The sequence below is a fragment of the Streptomyces sp. V3I8 genome (assembly GCF_030817535.1).
Lineage (GTDB): Bacteria > Actinomycetota > Actinomycetes > Streptomycetales > Streptomycetaceae > Streptomyces.
In genome coordinates, this window is sequence record NZ_JAUSZL010000004.1 from 193,936 (window position 1) to 217,501 (window position 23,566).

At 73.6% G+C, this 23,566-nt stretch carries 6 protein-coding genes and 1 pseudogene; 3 read left to right on the plus strand and 4 right to left on the minus strand.

Annotated elements, in window-relative coordinates:
• Positions 1-48: 48 nt before the first annotated feature.
• Positions 49-16,666 (minus strand): annotated as a pseudogene (locus QFZ75_RS41320) (type I polyketide synthase).
• 395 nt (positions 16,667-17,061) lie between these two features.
• Between QFZ75_RS41320 and QFZ75_RS40910 the strand changes: the two are divergent.
• Both QFZ75_RS40910 and QFZ75_RS40915 read left to right on the plus strand, forming a co-directional pair.
• Positions 17,062-18,651: an AMP-binding protein gene (locus QFZ75_RS40910; protein ID WP_307545903.1), complete on the plus strand. Its 1,590-nt coding sequence runs from the start codon at positions 17,062-17,064 to the stop codon at positions 18,649-18,651.
• A 199-nt stretch (positions 18,652-18,850) separates the two neighbouring features.
• Positions 18,851-19,465: a TetR/AcrR family transcriptional regulator gene (locus tag QFZ75_RS40915; RefSeq protein WP_307545905.1), complete on the plus strand. Its 615-nt coding sequence runs from the start codon at positions 18,851-18,853 to the stop codon at positions 19,463-19,465.
• Positions 19,466-19,586: 121 nt separating this feature from the next.
• On the opposite strand, the gene QFZ75_RS40920 is transcribed toward QFZ75_RS40915, so the two are convergent.
• On the minus strand, positions 19,587-20,525 hold the full coding sequence (locus QFZ75_RS40920) for a gluconolaconase (protein WP_307545907.1): 939 nt from the start codon (positions 20,523-20,525) through the stop codon (positions 19,587-19,589).
• Between the two features lie 74 nt (positions 20,526-20,599).
• Entirely contained in the window at positions 20,600-22,159 is a 1,560-nt protein-coding gene (locus QFZ75_RS40925; protein WP_307545909.1) for an AMP-binding protein, read from the minus strand.
• 120 nt (positions 22,160-22,279) lie between these two features.
• Here QFZ75_RS40925 and QFZ75_RS40930 point away from each other — a divergent pair, with 120 nt between their 5' ends.
• Positions 22,280-22,531: a phosphopantetheine-binding protein gene (locus QFZ75_RS40930; protein ID WP_307545911.1), complete on the plus strand. Its 252-nt coding sequence runs from the start codon at positions 22,280-22,282 to the stop codon at positions 22,529-22,531.
• A gap of 63 nt (positions 22,532-22,594) precedes the next feature.
• Here the strand turns inward: QFZ75_RS40930 and QFZ75_RS40935 are convergent, their stop codons facing one another.
• Positions 22,595-23,551, minus strand: coding sequence for an ACP S-malonyltransferase (locus tag QFZ75_RS40935; RefSeq protein WP_307545913.1), 957 nt, complete (start codon positions 23,549-23,551; stop codon positions 22,595-22,597).
• Positions 23,552-23,566: the final 15 nt, after the last annotated feature.

Genomic DNA, 23,566 nt, shown 5'->3' on the forward strand with positions numbered 1-23,566 from the left:
TCCACGGTGAAGGTAAGCCTCTCGGTCGGTGGGGCCGGCAGACGGCACTCAGTTGGTTTCGTCGGCGGACAGGGCGGCGCGGACCAGGTCTTCGACCGCCATGCTCTTGATGGCGTCGCTGCGGTCCTCGGGTGCTTCGCCGGGTGCCGCGTGGGGGGAGGTGTCGGTGTCCCGGGCGGCGGTGGCGAGGGTGAGCAGGGCGTCCAGCAGGCCGGCCTCGCGGAGGTCGGCCAGGGACAGGGACTGCAGGGCGCCGCGGACGGCTGCCTCGTCCGCCGTGCCGGTGGAGGCGGTGGTGTCCTGTTCGCCGGCGTCCGGCAGGCCGGGGGCCAGTTCTTCCAGCAGGAACACGGCCAGGGCGGCCGGGTTGGGGTAGTCGAACATCAAGGTGGCGGGCAGGCGCAGTCCTGTCGCGCTCTGCAGCCGGTTGCGCAGTTCGATGGCGGCCAGGGAGTCCAGGCCCAGTTCGGTGAAGCCCTTGGTGATGTCGATCGACTGCGGGTCGTCGTGGCGTACGGCGGCCACGTGGGTGCGCACCACGTCGCTGAGGGTGCGTTCGCGTTCGGTGTGGCTCAGCGGGGCGAGGCGTTCCTCCAGGGTGCCCGCGCCGGTGGCGGCCGTGGTGGCGGGGGTGGGCGGTGCGGTGCGGGCGGGGGTGGGGGTGGGCCTGGCGGCGTCGCGGCGGGCGGTGCGGACGATCTCGCGGAACAGCGGCGAGAGTTCCTCGTCGGCGGCCTGGGCGAGGGCGTCGGCCTGGATGCGGATGGGGACCAGCAGGGCTTCGTCGAGGGCCAGGGCCTCGTCGAAGAGGGCCAGTCCCTGTTCGGTGGTCAGGGCGGGCATGCCCAGGCGGTCCATGCGGTGCAGGTCGGCGTCGGTGACGCCGCCGCCCAGGCCGGTCCTGGCCTCCCACAGGCCGAAGGGCAGTGCGGTGGCGGGCAGTCCGCTGTGCCTGCGGTGCAGGGCCAGGGCGTCGACGAAGCGGTTGGCCGCCCCGTAGTTGCCCTGGCCGACGCCGACGAGGAGTCCGGCGCACGAGGACAGCAGGACGAACGCGGTCAGGTCGAGGTCGTGGGTGAGTTCGTGCAGGTTCCATGCCGCGTCGACCTTGGGCCGCAGGACGGCTTCCAGCTGGGCCGGGGTGAGGGCGGCGAGCAGGGCGTTGTCCATGACGCCCGCGGCGTGCACGACCGCGCGCAGCGGGCGGTCGGCGGGGATGGCGGTGAGGAGGTCGGCCAGGGCGGTGCGGTCGGCCACGTCGCAGGCGACGGCGGTGGCCTGGGCGCCCAGTGCGGCGAGTTCGGTGAGCAGTTCGCGGGCGCCGGGGGCCTGCTCCCCGCGGCGGCTGGTCAGGAGCAGGTGGCGTACGCCGTGCTCGGTGACCAGGTGGCGGGCCAGCAGTGCGCCCAGGCCGCTGGTGCCGCCGGTGATCAGGACGGTGCCGGCCGGGTCCCAGGGGGCGGGCCGCTCGGTGTCGTCGAGGGGGATGCCGGTCAGGCGCGGGACGCGGACGTCGCTGCCGCGCACGGCGAACTCGGGTTCGCCCAGGGCCGCGAGCGGTGCGGTGATGCGGCTGTCCTCGCCGAGGTCGGCGAGCAGGATGCGGCCGGGCATCTCCTGCTGGGCGGAGCGCACCAGTCCCCATACGGGGGCCTGGACGACATCGACGCTCTCCCCGGCACCGGTGGCGGTGTCGGTGTCGACGACGACGGCGCCGCGGGTGACGACCATCAGGCGGGTGTCGGCCAGGCGGGTGTCGGCCGTCCAGGTCCGCAGGACCTCGAGCAGCTCCTCCAGTACGGTGCGGACGGCCGCCGGGGTGTCGCCGGTGGCCCGGGGCACGGGGTACAGCACCAGTTCGGGTGCGGGGGCGCCGGCGTCCAGGGCCGCGGTGAAGGCGGCGGGGCCGGTGTGGACGGGGACGTCCTCGGGTACTCCGGCGTCGGCCGGGGTGCCGCCCAGGACGGCCCAGTCGCCCGCGGCGGTGGCGCCCGCGGTGCCCAGCGGGAGGTGGCTCCAGCCGACCCGGTGCAGGGCCTCGCGCTGCTGGGTGCCGGTGGAGGCGGCGGCCGCGGCGGCCACCCGGTCCGGGGTGACGGCGCGCACCACGAGGGACTCCACGGTGGCCACCGGCAGGCCGGTGGCGTCCGCGAGTTCCAGGCGTACGGCGTCCGGGCCGATCGAGTTGAGTTTGACGCGCATGCGGGCCGCTCCCCCGGCGTGCAGGGAGACACCGGTCCAGGCGAACGGCAGGTGGGAGGCGCCGACGTCCTGGGGCCGGTAGCCGCCCAGGAAGTCGGTGGCGCTCAGGGCCGCGTCCAGCAGCGCGGGGTGCACCCGGTAGCCGGCGGCCTCCTGGCGTGCCTCCTCGGGCAGGGCGACCTCGGCGTAGACGTCCTCGCCGTGGCGCCAGACGGCCTTGAGGCCGCGGAAGGTGGGGCCGTAGTAGTAGCCCTGGCTGGTGAGGTAGTCGTAGACGTCGCTGATGTCGACCTGTTCGGCGCCGGGCGGCGGCCAGGCGGCGGTGCCCAGGGGGGCGGGCGCCGTGGCCAGGGGGTCGGAGGGGGCGAGGAATCCGGAGACGTGCCGGGTCCAGCCGACGTGGTCGGGGGCGTTCTCGGCCCGTGAGTACACCGCCAGGGAGCGTCGTCGCTCGGCGTCCGCGGCGCCGACGAGCACCTGCACGGCGGTGCCGCCGGTGGCCGTCAGCGGCATGATCGCCTCGATGGTGAGTTCCTCCACGAGGTCGCAGCCGACCTCCTCGCCCGCGCGCAGGGCCAGTTCGACGTAGCCGGTGCCGGGCAGCAGCAGGGTGCCGAGCACGTTGTGGTCGGCCAGCCAGCGCTGGGTGTCCATGGCGAGCCGGCCGGTGAGCACCACTCCGCCGGACTCCGGGGAGACGACGACGGCGCTCAGCAGGGGGTGCGCGGCGGGCTGCTGGCCGATGTCCTCGGCGGAGCCGGAGCCGGCCGCGGGGATCGCGTCCAGCCAGTAGCGGCGCTTTTCGAAGGGGTAGGTGGGCAGGTCCAGGCGCTGCGCGCCGCGGCCGGCGAACAGGGCCGCCCAGCGGGGGCCCGCGCCGTGCACGTGCAGGCGGGCCAGGGCGCCCAGCAGGGACTGCGGTTCGGGGGTGTCCTTGCGCAGGGCGGGCAGGACGGCGTGGTCCTGCGCGTCGAGGCAGGCGGCGGCCAGGGCGCTCAGGACGCCGTCGGGGCCGATCTCGAGGTAGCGGGTGACGCCGTCGGCCTCCAGGGTGCGGACGCCGTCGGCGAAGCGCACGGCCTGGCGGACGTGGCGCACCCAGTAGTCGGCGCAGGCCAGTTCCTCGGGGCGGGCCTCGCGGCCGGTGACGTTGGAGACGATCCGCAGGGCCGGGGCGCGGTAGGTGAGGCTGTCGGCGATCTGCCGGAACTCCTGGAGCATCGGTTCCATCAGCGGGGAGTGGAAGGCGTGCGAGACCCGCAGCCGGGTGGTCTTGCGGCCCAGCCGGGCGAAGTGGGCGGCCAGGGCCAGGACGGCGTCCTCGTCGCCGGAGACGACCACGGAGGTGGGGCTGTTGAGGGCGGCGATGCCGCTGTGCGCGTCCAGCAGCGGCAGCACCTCCTCCTCGGTGGCCTGCAGCGCCATCATGGTCCCGCCGGCCGGCAGGGCCTGCATGAGGCGGCCGCGGGCGGCGACCAGGGTGGCGGCGTCGGCGAGGGACAGGACGCCGGCCACGTGGGCGGCGGCCAGTTCGCCCACCGAGTGGCCCATCAGGACGTCGGGGACCGTGCCCCACGACTCCAGCAGCCGGTACAGGGCCACTTCGAAGGCGAACAGGGCGCTTTGCGTGTAGAGGGTCCGGTCCAGCTCACGGGTGCCCGCGGCCGTGCCCGTGCCGTCGGCCGTGCCCGTGGTGTCGGGGGCGTCGGGGGTGAACATCACTTCGCGCAGCGGGCGCGGCAGGTGCGGGTCCAGGTGCTCGCACACGGCGTCGAGGGCGGCGGCGAAGGCCGGGAACGCGGCGTACAGGCCGCTGCCCATGCCGGGGCGCTGGGTGCCCTGGCCGGAGAAGAGGAAGGCCAGCGGGGCGCCGGGGGCGGTGGTGCCGGTGACGGCGGCGGGGTGTTCGCGCTGTCCGGCGAGCGCTTCGAGCGCCTCGAGCGCGCCGGCCCGGTCGGCGGCGAGCACGACGGCCCGGTGCTCGAGTGCGGAGCGGGTCGTCGCCAGGGAGAACGCGGTGTCCAGCAGGGTGCGTCCGGCATCCGCCGCCAGCCAGGACGTCAGCTCCTGGGCCTGCCGGAGCAGACCGGAGGCGCTGCGGGCGCTCAGCAGCAGCGGCAGCGGCAGCGCGGGCAGCGGCGCCGGCTGCGGCGCTCCCGGTCCGGCGGCCGGCCCGGAAGCGGACTCGGGAGCGGACTCGGGGACAGGCTCGGGGGCCGGGGCCTCCTCGATGATCATGTGGGCGTTGGTGCCGCTGAGGCCGAAGGAGGAGACACCGGCGCGGCGCGGCCGCTCGGAGCGCGGCCACGGGCGCTGCTCGGTCAGCAGGCGTACGTTGCCGTCCGACCAGTCGACCTGCGGTGAGGGCTCGTCCACGTGCAGGGTGCGCGGCATGGCCTGGTGGCGCAGCGCCATGATGGCCTTGATGACGCCGCTGACGCCGGCCGCGGCCTGGGCGTGGCCCATGTTGGACTTGATGGAGCCCAGCCACAGCGGTTCGTCCGCGGGGCGGTCCTGGCCGTAGGTGGCCAGGAGTGCCTGGGCCTCGATGGGATCGCCGAGGCGGGTGCCGGTGCCGTGTCCCTCGACGAGGTCGATGTCGGCCGCGCTCAGACCGGAGACCTCCAGGGCCTGGCGGATGACGCGCTGCTGGGAGGGGCCGTTGGGGGCGGTGAGGCCGTTGGAGGCGCCGTCCTGGTTGATGGCGCTGCCGCGGATGACGGCCAGGACGGGGTGGTTGTTGCGGCGGGCGTCGGAGAGGCGCTCCACCAGCAGCAGGCCGATGCCCTCGGACCAGCCGGTGCCGTCGGCGGAGGAGGCGAAGGCCTTGCAGCGGCCGTCCGCGGACAGTCCGCGCTGCTGGCTGAAGTCGATGAACAGTTCCGGGGTCGCCATCACGGTGACGCCGCCGGCCAGCGCCATGGTGATCTCGCCCTGGCGCAGGGCCTGGCAGGCCATGTGCAGGGCGACCAGCGAGGAGGAGCAGGCGGTGTCGACGGTGACGGCCGGGCCCTCCAGGCCCAGGGTGTAGGCGACGCGGCCGGAGGCGATGCTGGCGGCGCTGCCGTTGCCGATGTAGCCGGTCAGGTCCTCGGGGACCTCGGGGAGCCTGCTGCGGTAGTCGTGGTACATGACGCCCGCGTAGACGCCGGTGCGGCTGCCGCGCACGGACTGCGGGTCGATGCCTGCGCGTTCGAAGGCCTCCCAGGCGCCCTGGAGCAGCAGGCGCTGCTGGGGGTCCATGGCCATCGCCTCGCGCGGCATGATGCCGAAGAACTCGGGGTCGAACTCGGTCGCGTCGTGCAGGAAGCCGCCGTGGCGGGTGTAGGTGTGGCCGGCGACGCCCGGTTCGGGGTTGTAGAGGCTCTCCAGCGGCCAGCCGCGGTCGTCGGGGAAGCCGGAGACGACGTCGCGTCCGTCGGCGACCATCTGCCACACGTCCTCGGCGGAGCGCAGTCCGCCGGGGAAGCGGCAGCTGATGCCCACGACGGCGATCGGCTCGTCGGTGTCCGCCGCCGGGGCCGGGGCGGCTGCGGCGGGCAGGGGTTCGGCGGGGGTGATACGGCTCTTGAGGTATCCGGCGGCGGCCCGTGCCGTGGGGTAGTCGAAGACGAGGGTGGCGGGCAGGCGTACGCCTGCCGCGGCGCCGAGTGCGTTGCGCAGTTCGACGGCGGCCAGGGAGTCGAAGCCGAGGTCCTTGAAGGCCCGGTCGGCTTCGACCGCGTCGATGGTGGAGTGGCCGAGCACTGTGGCGACGTGCTTGCGGACCAGGTCCAGCAGCAGGCGTTCGCGCTGTCCCTCGTCGAGCGGGGCCAGCCGCTGGGCCAGGGCGTTCGCCTCGGCGGCGTCGGCGGGGCGGGCGCTCCTGCGGGTGGTGCCCCGGGCCAGGCCCTTGAGGAGGGCGGGCAGTTCCTCGCCCCGTGCGGCCAGTGCGGTGGTGTCGATCCGCAGCGGGATCAACAACGGCTGCCCGGGCCGGTCCACGGCGCCATCCAGCAGACCCAGCGCCTCCTCGACCGGCAGGGCGGGCAGGCCCAGCCGCGCCATCCGCGTCTCCGCGTCCGCCTGCGAGGACACACCCCCCAGCCCCGTGTCATACGCCCACAGACCCCAGGCCAGGGAGGTCGCGGGCAGGCCCAGGTGGTGACGGTGGGCGGCCAGCGCGTCCAGGAACGTGTTGGCAGCCGCGTAGTTGGCCTGCCCCGCGGCCAGCACCATGCCGCCCGCGGAGGAGAACAGCACGAACGCCGACAACTCCAGGTGCGCGGTCAGCTCGTGCAGATGCCAGGCCGCGTCCGCCTTGGGCGCCAGCACCCGCTCCAGACGCTCCCGGTCCACATCCTGCACCAGGGCGTTGTCCATCACACCGGCCGCATGCACCACACCCGACAGCGGGTACTGCGGGTCGATGCCGGCCAGGAGACGGGCCAGCGCACCACGGTCGGCCACATCACACGCGGCCACCCGCACCCGCGCCCCCAGTCCTTCCAGCTCCGCCACCAGGTCACTTGCACCGGCCGCTTCGAGGCCGCGCCGGCTGGTCAGCAGCAGATCCTGCACCCCGCGCTCACGCACCAGATGCCGGGCCACCAACGCACCCAGACCACCGGTACCACCGGTCACCAGCACCGTCCCCGAACCCCACCCCACACCAGCCGCATCCGGTACGTCCGCCGTGTCGATCGTGTCGATCATGTCCGGAAGGAGTGGTTCCTTTGGAGCCAGAGCACGTACCAGCCGGGGCAGCAGCACCCGGCTTGCGCGGACCGCCAGTTCGCTCTCCCCCGCCTGCACGGCGGCAGACGCGACAGCGACGTCCGCACCGGCGTCGAGGTCCACGACGGTGAAGCGGCCCGGGTTCTCCGCAGCTGCGGCCCGCAGCACACCCCACACACCCGCCACCGCCACATCAACATCGGCAGCAGCAGCAGCAGCGTCAGCAGTAGCCGTGCCGGTGCTGGTGTCGGTGGGGATGCTGACCGCGTTGCGGGTCACCACCACCAGCCGCGAGGAACCCGCACGCGAATCCTCCAGCCACTGCCGCACCCGCTCCAGCACGGCACCAGTCACCGACCGGGTCCGCTCCAAGACCGAGCCCTCCGTGCGCGGCACCTCCCACACCACAACGGCAGGCAGACTCTGCGCATCCTGCACGTCGTCCCAGTAGGGCAGCGTGTGGGTGCCGGAGGTCTCGCCGTCCGCCGGTTTCCAGGCGAGCTGCCACAGTGACCGCTCCGATGCGGCGGCGGTCGCCTGTTCCAGCTGTTCGGCCGAAACCGGCCGGGAGACGAGGGAGTCGACGGTCGCGACGAGCCGGCCGGTGGCGTCGGCGACGCCGATGGCGGAGACCTCCTCGCCGCGTACGCGGCGGATGTGGACGCGCAGGGCGCCGGCGCCGGCCGCGTGCAGTGTGACCCCGTTCCAGGAGAAGGGCAGCAGGGTCTCGCCCTCGTCCTCCTCCGTGCCGTCCAGCAGGAGGTCGACGTGCATGGCCGTGTCCAGGAGGGCCGGGTGCAGGCCGAAGCGGGCGGCCTCGGCCTGGGACTGCTCGGGCAGTTCGACCTCGGCGAACACGTCGTCGCCGCGCCGCCAGGCCGCCTTGAGGCCCTGGAAGACGGGGCCGTAGCCGTAACCGCGCTGGGCCAGCCGCTCGTAGGCGCCCTCGACGGTCAGGCTCCGGGCGCCGGGCGGGGGCCAGGCGGTGAGGTCGAACTCGGGAACGGCCGTGCTGCGGGCAAGCAGGCCTGCCGCGTGCCGGGTCCACGGCGCGTCGCCGGTCTCGGCCCGCGAGTACACCTCCACCGGTCGCAGACCGGTCCCGTCGGGGGCGCCGACCACCACCTGCACGGCGACGCCGCCGTCGGCGGGCAGCACCAGGGGGGCTTCCAGGGTCAGTTCCTCGACGGCGCCGCAGTCGACCTGGTCGCCGGCGCGGACGGCCAGTTCCACGAAGCCGGTGCCGGGCAGCAGGAGGCTGCCCAGGACGTCGTGGTCGGCGATCCACGGGTGGGTGTCCAGGGCCAGCCGGCCGGTGAGAACCACCGCGTCGGAGTCGGGTGAGACGACCACGGCGCTCAGCAGCGGGTGGGTGATGCCCTCCAGTCCGGCCGAGCCCATGTCACCGGCTCCGGCGGCCGGGACGTCCAGCCAGTAGCGCTCACGCTGGAAGGCGTACGTGGGCAACTCCACGCGCTCGGCGCCGTGTCCGGCGTAGAAGACGTCCCAGTCCACGACTGCGCCGGAGGCGAACAGCCCGCCCAGCGCGGTGAGCGTGGTGACGTCCTCGGGCCGATCCTTGCGCAGCACCGGCAGATAGGTCACCTCGTCGACGCCGTCGAGAATCTGGCGGGCCAGGCCCGTCAGGGACGGCGTCGGGGCCGCACTCCACGAAGCGGGTCACGCCCGCGCCGTGCAGGGTCTTCACCGCGTCCGCGAAGCGCACCGCCTCACGCACATGACTCACCCAGTACTCGGGGTCGGTCAGCTGCCCGGCCGTCGCCAGGACGCCGCTCACGTTCGACACGACGGCCAGCTTCGGCTGCGTGTAGGTCAACGAGGTGGCCACCGTGCGGAACTCGTCGAGCATCGGCTCCATCAACGGCGAGTGGAAGGCGTGCGAGACCCGCAGCCGGCTCACCCGGCGGCCCAGCGCACGGAAGTGTTCGTCAACCGTGTCGACGTCGGCCTCGGCGCCGGAGACCACCACAGAGGTGGGCCCGTTGACCGCGGCGATCCCCACCACGCCGCTGAGCAGCGGCAGGACCTCGTCCTCGGTGGCTTCGACGGCGAGCATCGCGCCGCCGGAGGGCAGCGCGTCCATCAGCCGGCCCCGCGCCGCCACCAGCGTCGCCGCATCCTCCAACGACAGAACACCTGCGACGTGGGCGGCGGTGATCTCACCGATGGAGTGCCCGGCCACGAAGTCCGGGCGTACCCCCCACGATTCGAGGAGACGGAACAGCGCGGTTTCGACGGCGAACAGGGCGGCCTGCGCGAACACGGTGCGGTTGAGGGCATCGGCGTCGTCACCGAACACCACCTCCCGCAGCGGGCGCTCCAGCCGGCCCTGCAGCGCTTCGCACACCGCGTCGAAAGCGGCCGCGTACACCGGGAACGCCTCGTACAGCTCGCGGCCCATGGACAGGCGCTGGCTGCCCTGGCCGGTGAAGAGGACGGCGGTGCGGCCGTCGTGGGCCTCGCCCACGGCGGCGGCGGTGAGGGGGGTTTCGGTGCTGAGGGTGTCCAGGGCCTGGGCCAGGGAGTGGCGTCCGTCGCCGATGACCACGGCCCGGTGTTCGAGGGCGGCGCGGGTGGTGGCCAGGGCGTGGCCGGCCGGGCGCAGTTCGTCGTCGGTGAGGGTGTCGAGGTGGGTGCGCAGGCGGGTGGCCTGGGCGTGCAGGGCCTGTGGGGTGCGGGCGGAGATCACCCAGGGCAGGAGGGGGCTGGTGTGCCGGCCGGCGGGCGGGGCGGGGGCGGTGGCCGGGGTGGCGGGGTCGGTGGTGGGGGCCTGTTCGACGATGACGTGGGCGTTGGTGCCGCTGATGCCGAAGGAGGAGATGCCGGCGCGGCGCGGGCGCGGGTCGGGGGCGGTGGGCCAGTCGCGGGCCTCGGTCAGGAGGCGGACGGCTCCTTCGCTCCAGTCGACCTGGGGGCTGGGTTCGTCGGCGTGCAGGGTCTTGGGGAGCTGTCCGTGGCGCATGGCCATGACCATCTTGATGATGCCGGCGACGCCGGCGGCGGCCTGGGTGTGGCCCATGTTGGATTTGATGGAGCCCAGCCACAGGGGCTGGTCGGCGGGGCGGTCCTGGCCGTAGGTGGCAAGGAGGGCTTGGGCCTCGATGGGGTCGCCGAGGGTGGTGCCGGTGCCGTGGCCCTCGACGGCGTCGACGTCGGCGGGGGTCAGGCCGGCGGTGGCCAGGGCCTGGCGGATGACGCGTTGCTGGGAGGGGCCGTTGGGGGCGGTGAGGCCGTTGGAGGCGCCGTCGGAGTTGACGGCGCTGCCGCGCAGGAGGGCGAGGACGGGGTGGTTGTTGCGGCGGGCGTCGGAGAGGCGTTCGACCAGGAGCAGGCCGGCGCCTTCGCCCCAGCCGGTGCCGTCGGCGTCGGCGCCGAAGGACTTGCAGCGGCCGTCGGCGGACAGTCCGCCCTGGCGGCTCATGTCGATGAAGGTGTCCGGGGTGGACATGACGGTGACGCCGCCGGCCAGGGCCAGGGAGCATTCGCCGGAGCGCAGGGCCTGGGCGGCCATGTGCAGGGCGACCAGGGAGGAGGAGCAGGCGGTGTCGACGGAGACGGCCGGTCCTTCCAGGCCCAGGGTGTAGGCGACGCGGCCGGAGACGACGCTGGCGAGGCTGCCGTTGCCGTGGTAGCCGGCCACGTCCTCGGGCAGCGGGCCCAGGCGCAGGCCCCAGTCGTGGTACATGACGCCGGCGAAGACGCCGGTGTCGCTGCCCTTGAGGCTGTGCGGGTCGATGCCGGCGCGTTCCAGGGTCTCCCAGGCGACTTCGAGGAGGAGGCGCTGCTGGGGGTCCATGGCCTGGGCTTCGCGGGGGCTGATGCCGAAGAACGCGGCGTCGAAGTGGGCGGCGTCGTGGAGGAAGCCGCCTTCGCCCGCGGAGCTCTTGCCCGTGGCGTCGGGCCGGGGGTCGTGGAGGTCGCGGGCCCAGCCGCGGTCGGTGGGGAAGGGGGAGATGACGTCGGTGCCGGTGGTGACGGTGTGCCAGAGGTCTTCGGGGGAGGTGATGTCGCCGGGGTAGCGGCAGGCCATGGCGACGATGGCGAGGGGTTCGTCGGTGGTGGCCACGACGGCGGGGCGGCCGGGGCGGGCGTCGGCGACGGGTTTGCGGACCTTGGTGGCGAGGTGGTCGGCGAGGGTGCGCGGGGTGGGGTAGTCGAAGGTGAGGGTGGCGCTCAGGCGCAGGCCGGTGGCGGAGTTGAGGCGGTTGCGCAGTTCGACGGCGCCCAGGGAGTCGAAGCCCATGTCGGTGAAGGCGCGCTGGGCGTTGACGGCGTCGGCGGAGTCGTGGCCCAGGACGTCGGCGACCTGTTCGCGGACCAGGTCCAGCAGGTGCTGGGTGAGTTCGGTGTCGTCCAGGCCGGCCCAGCGGCTGATGGTCTGGGAGGCGTGGGGGGCGGTGGTGTGGGCGGCGGTGCGGCGGGCGGGTACGCGTACCAGGTCCTGCAGGAGGGCGGGGATGCCGTCGTTCCTGGCGCGCAGGGCGTCGACGTCGATGCGCAGCGGGGCCAGGGTGGGGGCGTGGGTGGCCAGGGCCTGGTCGAAGAGGGTGAGGTTGTCGGCGGCGGAGAGGCCTTCCATGCCCAGGCGGCGGGCGCGTTGCAGGGCGGCGGCGTCGAGGTGGGCGCCCATGCCGGCGTCGCCGGTCCACAGGCCCCAGGTGATCGAGGTGGCCGGCAGGCCGGTGGCGTGGCGCTGGTGGGCGAGGGCGTCGAGGAAGACGTTGGCGGCGGCGTAGTTGCCCTGGCCGGCGCCGTCGAGGAGGCCGGCCATGGAGGAGTACAGGACGAAGGCCGACAGGTTCAGGTCGCGGGTGAGTTCGTGCAGGTGCCAGGCGGCGTCGGCCTTGGGGCGCAGGACGGCGTCGAGGCGGTCGGGGGTGAGGGCGCCGGTGAGGGCGTCGTCGACGATGCCGGCGGTGTGCACGACGGCGCCGAGGGGGTGGGCGGCGGGCAGGCTGTCCAGGAGTGCGGCCAGTTCCTGGCGGTCGGCGACGTCGCAGGCGGTGACCTGGACGTGGGCGCCGGCGGCGGTGAGGTGGGCGGTGAGGTCGTGGGCGCCGGGTGCGTCGGGGCCGCGGCGGCTGGTGAGCAGCAGGTGGCGTACGCCGTGGTGGGTGACGAGGTGGCGGGCGAGGTGGCCGCCGAGGCCGCCGGTGCCGCCGGTGATCAGTACGGTGCGCTCCGGGTCCCAGGGCTGGGGGGCGGGGTCGGTGCCGGGGTGGGGCAGCAGGCGCGGGATGTGCAGGGCGTCGCCGCGCAGGGCGGTCTCGGGTTCGCCGGTGGTCAGGACGACGGCGGCCACGGCGGCGTCGGGGGCCGGGGTGTCGGTGTCGAGCAGGACGATGCGTCCGGGGTTCTCGGCCTGGGCGGAGCGGATCAGTCCCCAGGCGGCGGCCAGGTGGGGCTGGGGTGTTTCGCCGGGGGTGACGGCGACGGCGCCGCGGGTGCGGATCAAAAGGGTGCTGTCGGCGAGGCGTTCGTCGCCGAGCCAGGTGTGCAGGGTGTGCAGGGCGGTGGCGGTGGTGGCGCGTGTGCGGGCGGGCAGGTCGGTGCCGGGCGGGGGGTGGGGCAGGTCCAGGACGACGGCGGCGGGGACGCCGGTGGCGTCGGCGGCGAGTTGGTGGAGCTGTTCGGGGCTGCCGTCCCAGGGGGTGGGTTCGCCGGTGGGGGCGGCGGCCGGGACCAGGGGGCGCCAGGTGACGTGGTGCAGGGCGCCGCCGTGGCCGGTGCGTGCGGCGCGCAGTTGTTCGGCGGAGACGGGGCGCAGGAGGAGGGAGGCGATGTCGGCGACGGGTGCTGCGGCCGGGTCGGTGAGGGTCAGGGCGAGGGTGTCGGGGCCGGTGGCGGTGATGCGGACGCGGACGGCGCAGGCGCCGGTGGCGTGGAGGGTGACGCCGTTCCAGGAGAAGGGGATGCGTACCTGGTCGGTGGGAGTGTGGGGGGAGGCGTGGTCGGCGGTGTGCAGGGCGGCGTCGAGGAGGGCGGGGTGCAGGGCGAAGGCGGCGGCGGTGGTGCGCTGGTCCTGGGGCAGGGCGACGTCGGCGTAGACGTCGCCGTCGTGGCGCCAGGCGGCGCGTACGGCTTGGAAGACGGGGCCGTAGCCGTAGCCGTCGCGGGCCATGTCGGGGTAGAGGGTGGTCAGGTCGAGGGGTTCGGCGCCGGTGGGGGGCCAGGGGGCGAGGTCGGCGGCGGGTGGGGCGGGGGTGGCGGCGGTGCGGGCCAGGAGGCCGGTGGCGTGGCGGGTCCAGGGGGTGTCGCCGTCCTGGGGGCGGGAGAAGATCTCCAGGGGGCGCAGTCCGGTTTCGTCGGCGGCGCCGACGACGACCTGGACGGCGACGGCGCCCTCGTCGGGCAGGACGAGGGGGGTCTGCAGGGTGAGTTCTTCCAGCAGGGCGCAGTCGACCTGGTCGCCGGCGCGGACGGCGAGTTCGACGAAGGCGGTGCCGGGCAGCAGGGTGACGCCGGAGATGACGTGGTCGGCGAGCCAGGGCTGGGTGCGCAGGGACAGGCGTCCGGTGAGGACGGCGGTGTCGGCGCCGGCGAGGGTGACGGCGGCGGCCAGCAGCGGGTGGTCGACGGCGCTCTGGCCCAGTCCGGGGGCGTCGCCGGTGGCGGGCGGGGCGGTCAGCCAGTAGCGGCGGTGCTGGAAGGCGTAGGTGGGCAGGTCCAGGCGGCGGGTGTCGTGGTCGGCGAAGAGGGCGGTGCCGTCCAGGGGGGCGCCGTGGGCGTGGGCGCGGGCGAGCGCGGTCAGCAGGGTGGTCTGCTCGTCGTGGCCGCGGCGCAGGGCGGGCAGGAAGAGGGCCTCGTCGTGGTCGAGGGTCTGCTGGGCCAGGGCGCTCAGGACGCTGTCGGGGCCCAGTTCGAGGAAGGTGGTGACGCCGCTGTCGGCGAGGTGGCGGATGCCGTCGGCGAAGCGGACCGCCCGGCGGACGTGGTCGACCCAGTACTGGGGGGAGCACAGCTGTTCGGCGGTGGCCAGGCGTCCGGTGACGTTGGAGACGACGGGGATGGTGGGGGCGCAGTAGGTGAGGATCTGCGCGATGCGTTCGAACTCGTCGAGCATCGGTTCCATCAGCGGGGAGTGGAAGGCGTGCGAGACGCGTAGCCGGCTGTTCTTGCGGCCCAGGGCGCGGAAGTGGTCCTGGAGGGCGTCGACGGCCTCGGTGGTGCCGGAGACGACGACGGCGTCGGGGGCGTTGACGGCCGCGAGGCCCGCCGATTCGCCGAGCAGGGGCAGTACTTCGTCCTCGGTGGCCTGCAGGGCCAGCATGGCGCCGCCGGCGGGCAGGGCCTGCATGAGGCGGCCGCGGGCGGCGACCAGGGTGGCGGCGTCGTCGAGGGACAGGACGCCGGCGACGTGGGCGGCGGTGAGTTCGCCGATGGAGTGTCCGGCGAGGAAGTCGGGGCGCAGGCCCCAGGACTCCAGGAGCCGGAACAGGGCGGTCTCGACGGCGAAGAGGGCGGCCTGGGCGAAGACGGTGTCGTCGAGCAGGGCGGCTTCGGGGGTGCCTGCTTCGGCGAACAGGATGTCGCGCAGGGGGCGTTCGAGCTGGAGGTCGAGGTAGCCGGCGGCCTGGTCGAGGGCTTTGGCGAAGACGGGGAAGGTGTCGTAGAGGCCGCGGCCCATGTTCAGGCGCTGGCTGCCCTGGCCGGTGAACAGGAAGGCCAGGGCGTGGTGGTGTGCGGTGCCGCGCTGCAGGCGGGGGCTGGGGGCCGCTTCGGTGAGGGCGGTGAGGGCCTCGGTGAGCTGGGTGCGGTCGGCGGCGATGAGGACGGCGCGTTCCTCGAGGGCGGCGCGGGTGGTGGCCAGGGCGTGGCCGAGGTCGGCGGGGGTGATGCTCGTGTCGGTGTCCAGGAGGGCCAGGAGGCGGGCGGCCTGTTCGCGCAGGGCCGGTTCGGTGCGGGCGGACAGCGGCACCAGGCAGGCGCCGGGGCCGTCCGGGGTCAGGGGTGTGCCGTCCTGGGGGTGGGGGGTGATGTGCTGGGGGTGGGGTGCGGCGTCCTGGGGGTGGGGTTCTTCGAGGATGACGTGGGCGTTGGTGCCGGAGACGCCGAAGGCGGAGACGCCCGCGCGGCGGGGGGTGTCGTTGGCGGGCCAGTCGACGGGTTCGGTGAGCAGGCGTACCTCGCCGGCCGACCAGTCGACGTTCGGGGAGGGTTCGTCGACGTGCAGGGTGGGGGGCAGCACGCCGTGGCGCATCGCCTCGATCATCTTGATGATGCCGGCGACGCCGGCGGCGGCCTGGGTGTGGCCGATGTTGGACTTGACCGAGCCCAGCCACAGCGGGTGTCCCTCGGTGCGGTTCTGGCCGTAGGTGGCGACCAGGGCCTGGGCCTCGATGGGGTCGCCCAGGGTGGTGCCGGTGCCGTGGGCCTCGACGGCGTCGACCTGGTCGGCGACCAGGCCGGCGCGGGCCAGGGTGTGGCGGATGAGGCGGCGCTGTGCGGCGCCGTTGGGGGCGGTGAGGCCGTTGGAGGCGCCGTCCTGGTTGATGGCGCTGGCGCGGATGACGGCCAGGACGGTGTGGCCGTTGCGGCGGGCGTCGCTGAGGCGTTCGACGACCAGGACGCCGACGCCTTCGGCGAAGCCGGTGCCGTCGGCGGCGCGGGCGAAGGCCTTGCAGTGGCCGTCGGGGGCCAGGCCGCGCTGGCGGCTGAACTCGGTGAACGTGGCGGGGCTGGCCATGACGGTGGCGCCGCCGGCCAGGGCCAGGGTGCATTCGCCGCGGCGCAGGGACTCGGCGGCCAGGTGCAGGGCGACCAGGGAGGAGGAGCAGGCGGTGTCGATGGTCAGGGCGGGGCCTTCGAGGCCCAGGGCGTAGGCGACGCGGCCGGAGGCGATGCTCAGGGCGGTGCCGGTGAGGAGGTAGCCGTCGGTGCCCTGGGAGTCCTCGTGGGAGCGCACGCCGTACTCGTGGGCGCCGGCGCCGATGAACACGCCGGCCCGGCTGCCGCGCAGGGAGGTGGGGTCGATGCCGGCGCGTTCGACGGCTTCCCAGGCGGTCTCCAGCAGCAGGCGCTGCTGGGGGTCCATGGCCAGGGCCTCGCGGGGGCTGATGCCGAAGAACTCCGCGTCGAAGTCGGCGACGCCGGTGAGGAAGCCGCCCTTGCGGACGTAGCTGCGGCCGGGGGCGTCGGGGTCCTCGTCGAAGATGCCTTCCAGGTCCCAGCCGCGGTTGTCGGGGAAGTCGCCGACGACGCTGTGCTGGGCGGTGACGGTGCGCCACAGGTCGGTCGGGGAGGAGATGTCGCCGGGGAAGCGGCAGCCGATGCCGACGATGACGATCGGCTCGTCGTCGTCGGCGGCGGGCGCCTCGGGTTCGGGCAGGTCCTCGCCCAGGCCCAGGACCTGGGCGCGCAGGTGGTCGGCGAGCAGGGCGGGGGTGGGGTGCTCGAAGGCGACGGTGACCGGCAGCGCGAGGCCGGTGGCGGCGTTGAGGCGGGCGTGCATCTCGACCAGGCCCAGTGAGTCCAGGCCGAGTTCCTTGAAGGGGCGCGCGACGTCGACGCCGGTGTCGGTGTCCTCGTCGGGGCGGACTTTCCGGAGCATGATCCGGGTCTGTTCCCGTACCAGATCGAGCAGCATTCGGCGCTGTTCGGAAATGGGAAGTACAGCCAGCTCGCGCGTGATGCGCGAGCGGTCCACCGGCGTGTCCTCGTCGCCGGCGGAAAGGAAAATCCCAGACTCGCTCATCGAGGCACACTCCACGTTATCGATTAAAATCATGCAGGCGGTCCGCACCTGGGTCACCACCCAAACGCACGGTACGGCAGGTAAAAGGCGGGCCGTCACCCCTAGCCACCCCTAGGCGGCACCCCGGGTCCGTGGGCCCTTATATGTAAGGGGAGTTCGGGTTCGCGGGCGGGGTGCGGGCACTGCCCCAGAGTGCGGCGGAAAACCTTGCCCGCGGCCGGGGGCCGTGATAGGAATCCGGTCGAGAGTCCGAGAATTGCGTGTTACCGGACGCAGAATTCAGCGTCTGTCCGCGCATCCGGCCGGCCCGCGAAAACTTTGCATTCGACAGTTCAGGGCCGTCTGCGTGTACGCCCCGCCGCCGGAGCATGGATCCGGTGAATACCGGGCCCGCCATAACCCGCCGCCAGTGATGGGGGAATATTCACGTGAGCTTGCGCCAAGAGATGTCGGTGTCGGTTTCCGCGCCGATCGACAGAATGCACGACTTCATGCTGGCCTGGGCCAGGGTGACCCCGGATGCGCCGGCGGTGATCGAGGACGGGCCGCAGGGCGCTCCGGCCATGGTCAGCTACCGGCAGCTGGAGCAGCGGGTCCACGACTACGTGTCCGTGCTGGACGGTCTGGGCCTGGACATGGGTGAGCGGGTGATCCTGGAGTCGGACACCTGCGCCTCGGCAATCGCGATGTTCCTGGCCTGTTCGACGCTGGGTCTGGCTTTCGTGCCGGTGAGTCCCGAGACGCCGCTGCAACGGCTGCTGACCATCGTCGACACCACGGGGCCGGGCCTGTACGTGCAGGCGGCGGACGGTCTGCGGGAGGGGCTGCCGCGGGGGCTGGGGCTGGGGCGGTTCGGGCCGCAGGGGCTGATGGTGGAGCGGCGGCCCGCGCCGCGGGTGCGCCACCGCCGCGAGCCGGTGGGCACCGACACCGCCTACATGATCTTCACGTCGGGGACGACGGGCCGCCCCAAGGGGGTGGTGATGAGCCACCGGGCGGTGGTGTCGTTCTACCGCGGGATGCTCCAGCACGCCCTGGTGGGCAGCGGCGACCGGGTCGCCACCACCTCGCCGCTGCAGTTCGACTTCTCGCTGCTGGACATCGGTCTGGCGCTGGGCAGCGGGGCGGCCGTGGTGCCCGTGCCGCGCGACACGCTGCGCTGGCCGCGGCGGTTCGTGCGTTTCCTGCGGGACATGGAGGTCACCCAGGTCGACGGGGTGCCCTCGATCTGGCGCTCGGTGCTGCGCCACGAGAGCGAGCAGCTGGCCGCGCTGGACAAGCTGCGCGGTGTGCTGTTCTGCGGCGAGGACTTCCCGCTGCCGGAGCTGCGGCTGCTGCAGCAGCTGCTGCCGGCCGCCCGGCTGGTCAACTGCTACGGCGCCACCGAGTCCATGGCGTGCTCGTTCACCGACGTGCCCAACCCGCTGCCGCCGGACCTGGAGAAGCTGTCCATCGGCTTCGCCCACCCGGGCGCGGAGATGATGATCGTCGACTCCTCGGGGCGGGTGGTCGAGGAGGCGGGCGTGCAGGGCGAGATCCACCTGCGCACCCCGGCGCTGTTCACCGGCTACTGGGACGACGCGCAGGCCACCCGGCGCGCCCAGGTGCCCGACCCGCTGGATCCGCGTTCGGGGCAGCTGGTGCTGCGCACCGGTGACCTCGCCTACCGGGGCCGCGGCGGCGAGATGTACTTCTGCGGGCGGGTCGACTCCCAGGTGCAGATCCGCGGCAACCGGGTGGAGACCGGCGAGGTGGAGCGCAGGATCCTGGAGTTCCCGGGGATCACCGCGGCCGCCGTGCTGGTGGTGCAGCGCCCGGGCCGGGAGGCCGTGCTGGGGGCGTTCGTGTCGATGGCGCCGGGCGCTACGGCGCCCAAGGGCACCGAGCTGAGCGCGTTCTGCACGCAGAGCCTGCCGGCCTACATGGCGCCCAAGGAACTGCACGTGGTCGCGGAGTGGCCGGTGACCGCGCACGGCAAGACCGACCGCAGCGCGCTGGCGGCGGTGGCCGGCGTCTGATCCGTGCCTGCGCACCCCCGGGGGGTGCGGGTCCGCCGCGCGGCGGGTCCGCACCCCCTTGCCGCCCCCCGGGGCCGTGGACCCGTAGGTCCACGAGGCTGTGGACCCGTAGGTCCGCGGGGTCGTGGGCCTTGCCCGGGGGTGAACGGGAAGCGCAGTGTATGGAACGTATGTATAGGACGTCGACTAAGGTTGAAGCATGGGACATCGTGAGGACTTGCTCATCGGCGCCAAGCGCTGCTTGATCGAAAAGGGCTACGGCCGTACCACCACGCGGGACATCGTCGCCGCCTCCGGTGCGAACCTTGCCTCCATCGGCTACCACTACGGTTCGAAGGAGGCGCTGCTGAACGCGGCGCTGCTGGAGGCGCTGGACGAGAGCGGCAAGGAGATCTCGCCGACCGAGGTCCCCGACGTCGATCCGCAGGCGACGCCGGTGGAGCGGTTCGAGGCGGTCTGGTCGCAGATCGTCGACAAGTACACCACCAACCGGCAGCTGCTGCTGGCGAGTTTCGAGGTCTTCGCGCAGGTGGACCGGGTGCCGGAGCTGAAGCCGGCGCTCGCCGACGGTGTCGAGCAGGGCCGGCAGTCGATGACCGAGCTGTTCAAGAGCATCGCGGGCGAGAGCGCCGAGGACCTGGACGAGGAGTCGCTGCGGGCGATGGGCGCCTTCTTCCAGGCGATGGCCACCGGGGTGATGGCGCAGTGGCTGGTCGATCCCGAGCGGGCGCCCACCGGCGCCGACCTCACGCTCGCGCTGCGGGCCATGCTGCGCTGGTCCGGGGCCAAGGCCCCCGAGTCCGTCCAGAGCTGAGCGGGCGGCCCCTGCCGCGGGCACACGCCGCCGGCCGGCCCCCCTTGTGGTGCAAAGGGGGGCCGGCCGGCGGCGTGTGCGAGGGGATACGGGGCGTGTGCGCGGGGGTGCGGGGCGGGGGTCAGATGCGGCGCAGGACGAAGTCGTCGGCCGTCTCGCCGCGGAAGAGGTACTCGGGGCGGCCGCTGAGCACGTAGTCGCCGTGCGGGGTGGGCAGGACGTCGGTGGGGTTCGCCTCGGGCCACGCCTGCTCGTGCAGGGTCTTGGCGCTGGACCAGTCCTCCTCCTGCGGGCTCAGGACGATCACCGCGTCGCGGCCGTGGTCGGTGGCGAGCTTGTTGCTGACCACGACCGCGGTGCCGTCGGGGCGCAGCGCGAACGCGTCACCGCCGACGATGGGCCCGCCCGAGAGCGTGACCTGGTGGACCTGTCCGCTGCGCGGGCAGATGCGCAGCAGTTGGCCGGTGGTGTAGTGCAGGGCCAGCAGGAAGCCGGCCGGGTGCACGCGCAGGCCGATCACCCCGGCGCCGGTGCCCAGTTCCCAGCCCGGTGACAGGGCCCGGCTGTCCACGAGGACCTCGGCCGTGCCGTCCACGCCCACCCGGTAGATCTTGTTGGCGGCCGGGTCGCTGACGTAGGCGGTGCCCTCGAGGTCCAGGGCGATGCGGTCGGCGGCGTGCATGGGCTCCTCGCCCAGCGCCAGGTCGACCAGGTGCTGCTCCTCGCCGGTGGTCAGGTCGTAGATCGCCAGGCCCGATTCCTTGAGGTTGGTCTCGGGGGTGGAGCGGGCGCCGATGCCCAGGTCGTGGTAGCCCAGCAGCAGGCGGTTGCGGGGCACGTCGACGGTGATGCCCACGCTCGAGACGATCCGCGGGTCGGGGTCGCTCACCAGCGCACTGACGCGGCCGTGGCCGTCGACGACCGAGGCGGTGCCGTGCCGGGTCGAGCTGACCACGAAGGCCTGCCGGCCGGGGTCCCAGTCGACGCCTTCGGGGTGCAGGGCATCGGCGTGCCCGGTGATGACGTCACCGAAGGGGGCGGCGCTGCCGGCGTGGGACATGGTGGTCTCCTGGAGGTCGTGAGGTCGTGAGGCCGTACGGGCGGGGCGGATCGGCAAGAGGCGGGCGGGGCGGGTCAGGAGGGGGCGGGCAGGACGGCGGCCTGTTCGCGCAGGGCCTTGCGGTCGACCTTGCGGTTGGAGTTCAGGGGGAAGTCCTCCACGTGCCGGTAGTGCTTGGGGACCATGCCCTGCGGCAGCAGGGCGCGCAGGGCGGCGGCCAGGGCGGCGGCGGGGGTGGGCCGGCCGGTGTAGAAGACGACCAGTTCGGTGCCGGCGTCGCCGGTGCGGGCGACGGCGACCGCGTCCTGCACGGAGGGGCAGGTGCGCACGGCGTGTTCGACCTCGGCCAGTTCCACGCGCCAGCCCTGGATCTGCACCTGGGCGTCGAGGCGGCCGAGGTAGACCAGTTCCCCGCCGGCCAGCCGCCGCACCCGGTCGCCGGTGCGGTACCAGGTGCGTCCCTCGTGCTGGAGGAAGCGTCCGCGGTCGTGCTCGGGGTCGAGGTAGCCGCTCGTCATCTGTGGTCCGGTGATGAGCAGTTCGCCCTCGGCGTCGGTGGGCCGGCCGTCCTGGTCGAGCAGCAGGTGCTCGTGTCCTTCGTGGACGGTGCCGATGGGCACCAGGCCGTTCACGCACAGGGCGGGCGAGGTGCGCGGGGACCAGCGGTGGCCGGTGACGGTGACGGTCAGTTCGGTGGGCCCGTAGATGTTCTCCAGGGTGGAGGCGGGGGCCGCGGCCTGCCAGTCGGCGGCGTCCTGGTCGCGCAGGGCCTCTCCCGCGAACAGGCTCCAGCGCAGGCCGGGCAGGGCGCCGGGGGCCAGGGAGCCCGTGCGGCGCAGCAGGGAGATGGTGCTGGGGGTGGAGAACCAGACTGTCATGCGGCGTTCGGCGACGAAGGCGGGCAGGTCGCGGTAGGCCTGCAGCGGCACCGGGTGCACGGCGCCGCCGGCGCCCCAGGCGCTGAACATGTCGAACATCGCGCAGTCGAAGTTGACGTCGAAGGTCTGGGAGAAGACGTCGTCGGCGTCGAAGCGGTAGCGCTCGTCGATGAGGCGGAAGTAGTGGGTGGTGCTGCCGTGCGCGATGGGCACGCCCTTGGGCCGGCCGGTGGAGCCGGAGGTGAACAGGATGTAGGCGCGGTCGCCGGGGGCGACGGGCCGCGGCTCGCGCAGGGCGTCGCGGGGCGCCGCCTGAAGGCGCCGCGCGGTGCCGGCGCCCCGGGCGGCGAAGGGCGCCAGGACCGGCAGGCCGACGCCGTCGCCGTCGCCCAGGGCCTGCTCCAGGGCGGCAAGGCCCGCGTCGTCGGCGAGGACCGCCGAGACGCCCGCGTCCTGCAGCATGCTGCGGGTACGGGCCGCGGGGAAGGCCGGGTGCAGGGGCACCACGGTGGCTCCCGTGTACAGGCCGGCGAGGATGCCGGCGTACGCCTCCAGGCCCTTGGCGGCCAGCACGCCGATCGCCGCGGGCGGTCCGGCGGGTGAGGCGAGCAGGGTTCCGGCCCACTGCAGGGCCAGTTCGTGCAGTTCCTCGTAGCTGACCGTCCGCTCCCCCAGGTGCAGGGCCGGGCGCTGCCCGGAGGTGGCGAGCCCGCGCAGGAACCGCGCGTGCAGCGCGTCCTCGATCGTCTTCAACATTCTTTCTCCGAATAAGGGGCGTCGCTGCGTGATTAGGGGGGTGAGGGAGCGGTTTTCCGGCGGCTTCCCGGAATATATTCGTAGGCCAGTGGACCTATTTTCCCCGGGAAGGAACTGACGATGTGGGACGAGAAGTTCGAGGAGACCCTGCGGAAACATCTTCCGTTTCTCGGCGACGGTGAGGAGCTGAATGCGGGGGCCGATCTGCGTGATCTGGGTCTGGACTCGCTGGGAACGGTCGAACTGCTGGCCGCTTTGGAAAGCGCGTACGACGTGCGTTTCGTGGACGACGCTTTGACGATGGACAATTTCGCGACGCCCGGCACGCTGTGGAACGCGCTGTCGCAGGTGGCCGGCCACCTGGGCGGCTGAGACCGGCCGGGTGCGGCGCGCCCTTCGGTGACGAGCTGTCGCCGAAGGGCGCGCCGCCTGCTGTCAGGCGGCGACCGCGGTGCGGCGCGGGAGCATGGCCGTGCGGGGGCTGGCCTGCACGACGTCGAAGGCGCGGGTGGTCACGCCGACCCGCCCGAAGAGGCTGTCGGGGCCGCACACGTACATCCGGCCGATGTCGAGCCGGTCCTTGAGCGTGGCCACCACCTGCGGCCAGCGCACCGGCAGCACGTAGCCGTCCAGGAGCATGCGGCGCACCTGCTCACCGGTGCTCAGCACGGCGCCGTCCTGGTCGGCGACGACGGGCAGGGTGGGGTCGGCGAAGGTCAGGCCGGCCAGCACCTCGGTGTCGATGCGCTCGCGCAGCGCGCCGAAGGCGCTGCAGTGCATGGGCGGGCGCATGGTGTAGAGCGGCATGCCGCCCAGCGAGCGCAGCTGCTTCTCCATCCACTCCACGCTGCCGGCGTCGAGGGAGACCATGTAGAAGTCGTCGTCGATGTGGCAGGACAGGTCGTGCCACTCGCCGCGGTCGGTGAGTTCGGCGAGCACCTCGTCCAGGCGGGCGCGCGGGGTGCGGGTGAAGGAGAGGGTGACGGCGTTCTGGTACTCGCGGGAGAAGTAGTCGTTCTCGCAGCGGGCCATCTGCGCGGTCATCCGCACGGCGTCGCTGAAGCCGAGCACGCCGGAGAAGACGGCGGCCGCCTTGCTGCCGAAGCTGGGTCCGGCGACCGCGTCGGGGCGGATGCCGTACTCCTGCTCGGCCCAGTGCGCCAGCGCGAAGCAGTTGACGAAGAAGGCGACCTGGGCGTACTCGGTGTAGTCGCCGTCGGCCTCGCGGTAGCGGTCGAACAGGGAGTAGCCCAGCGCCTCGTCCGCGCTCTGCAGGAGGCGGCGGGCGTGCGGGTTGATCAGCATGAACTTCGCCACGTCCGCGAAGCGGACGGGCGCCATGCCGGGAAAGACGAGCGCGCTGCCAATGTCGGGTTCGGGCTGTGTGGTCATCTGTGCGGTTCACTC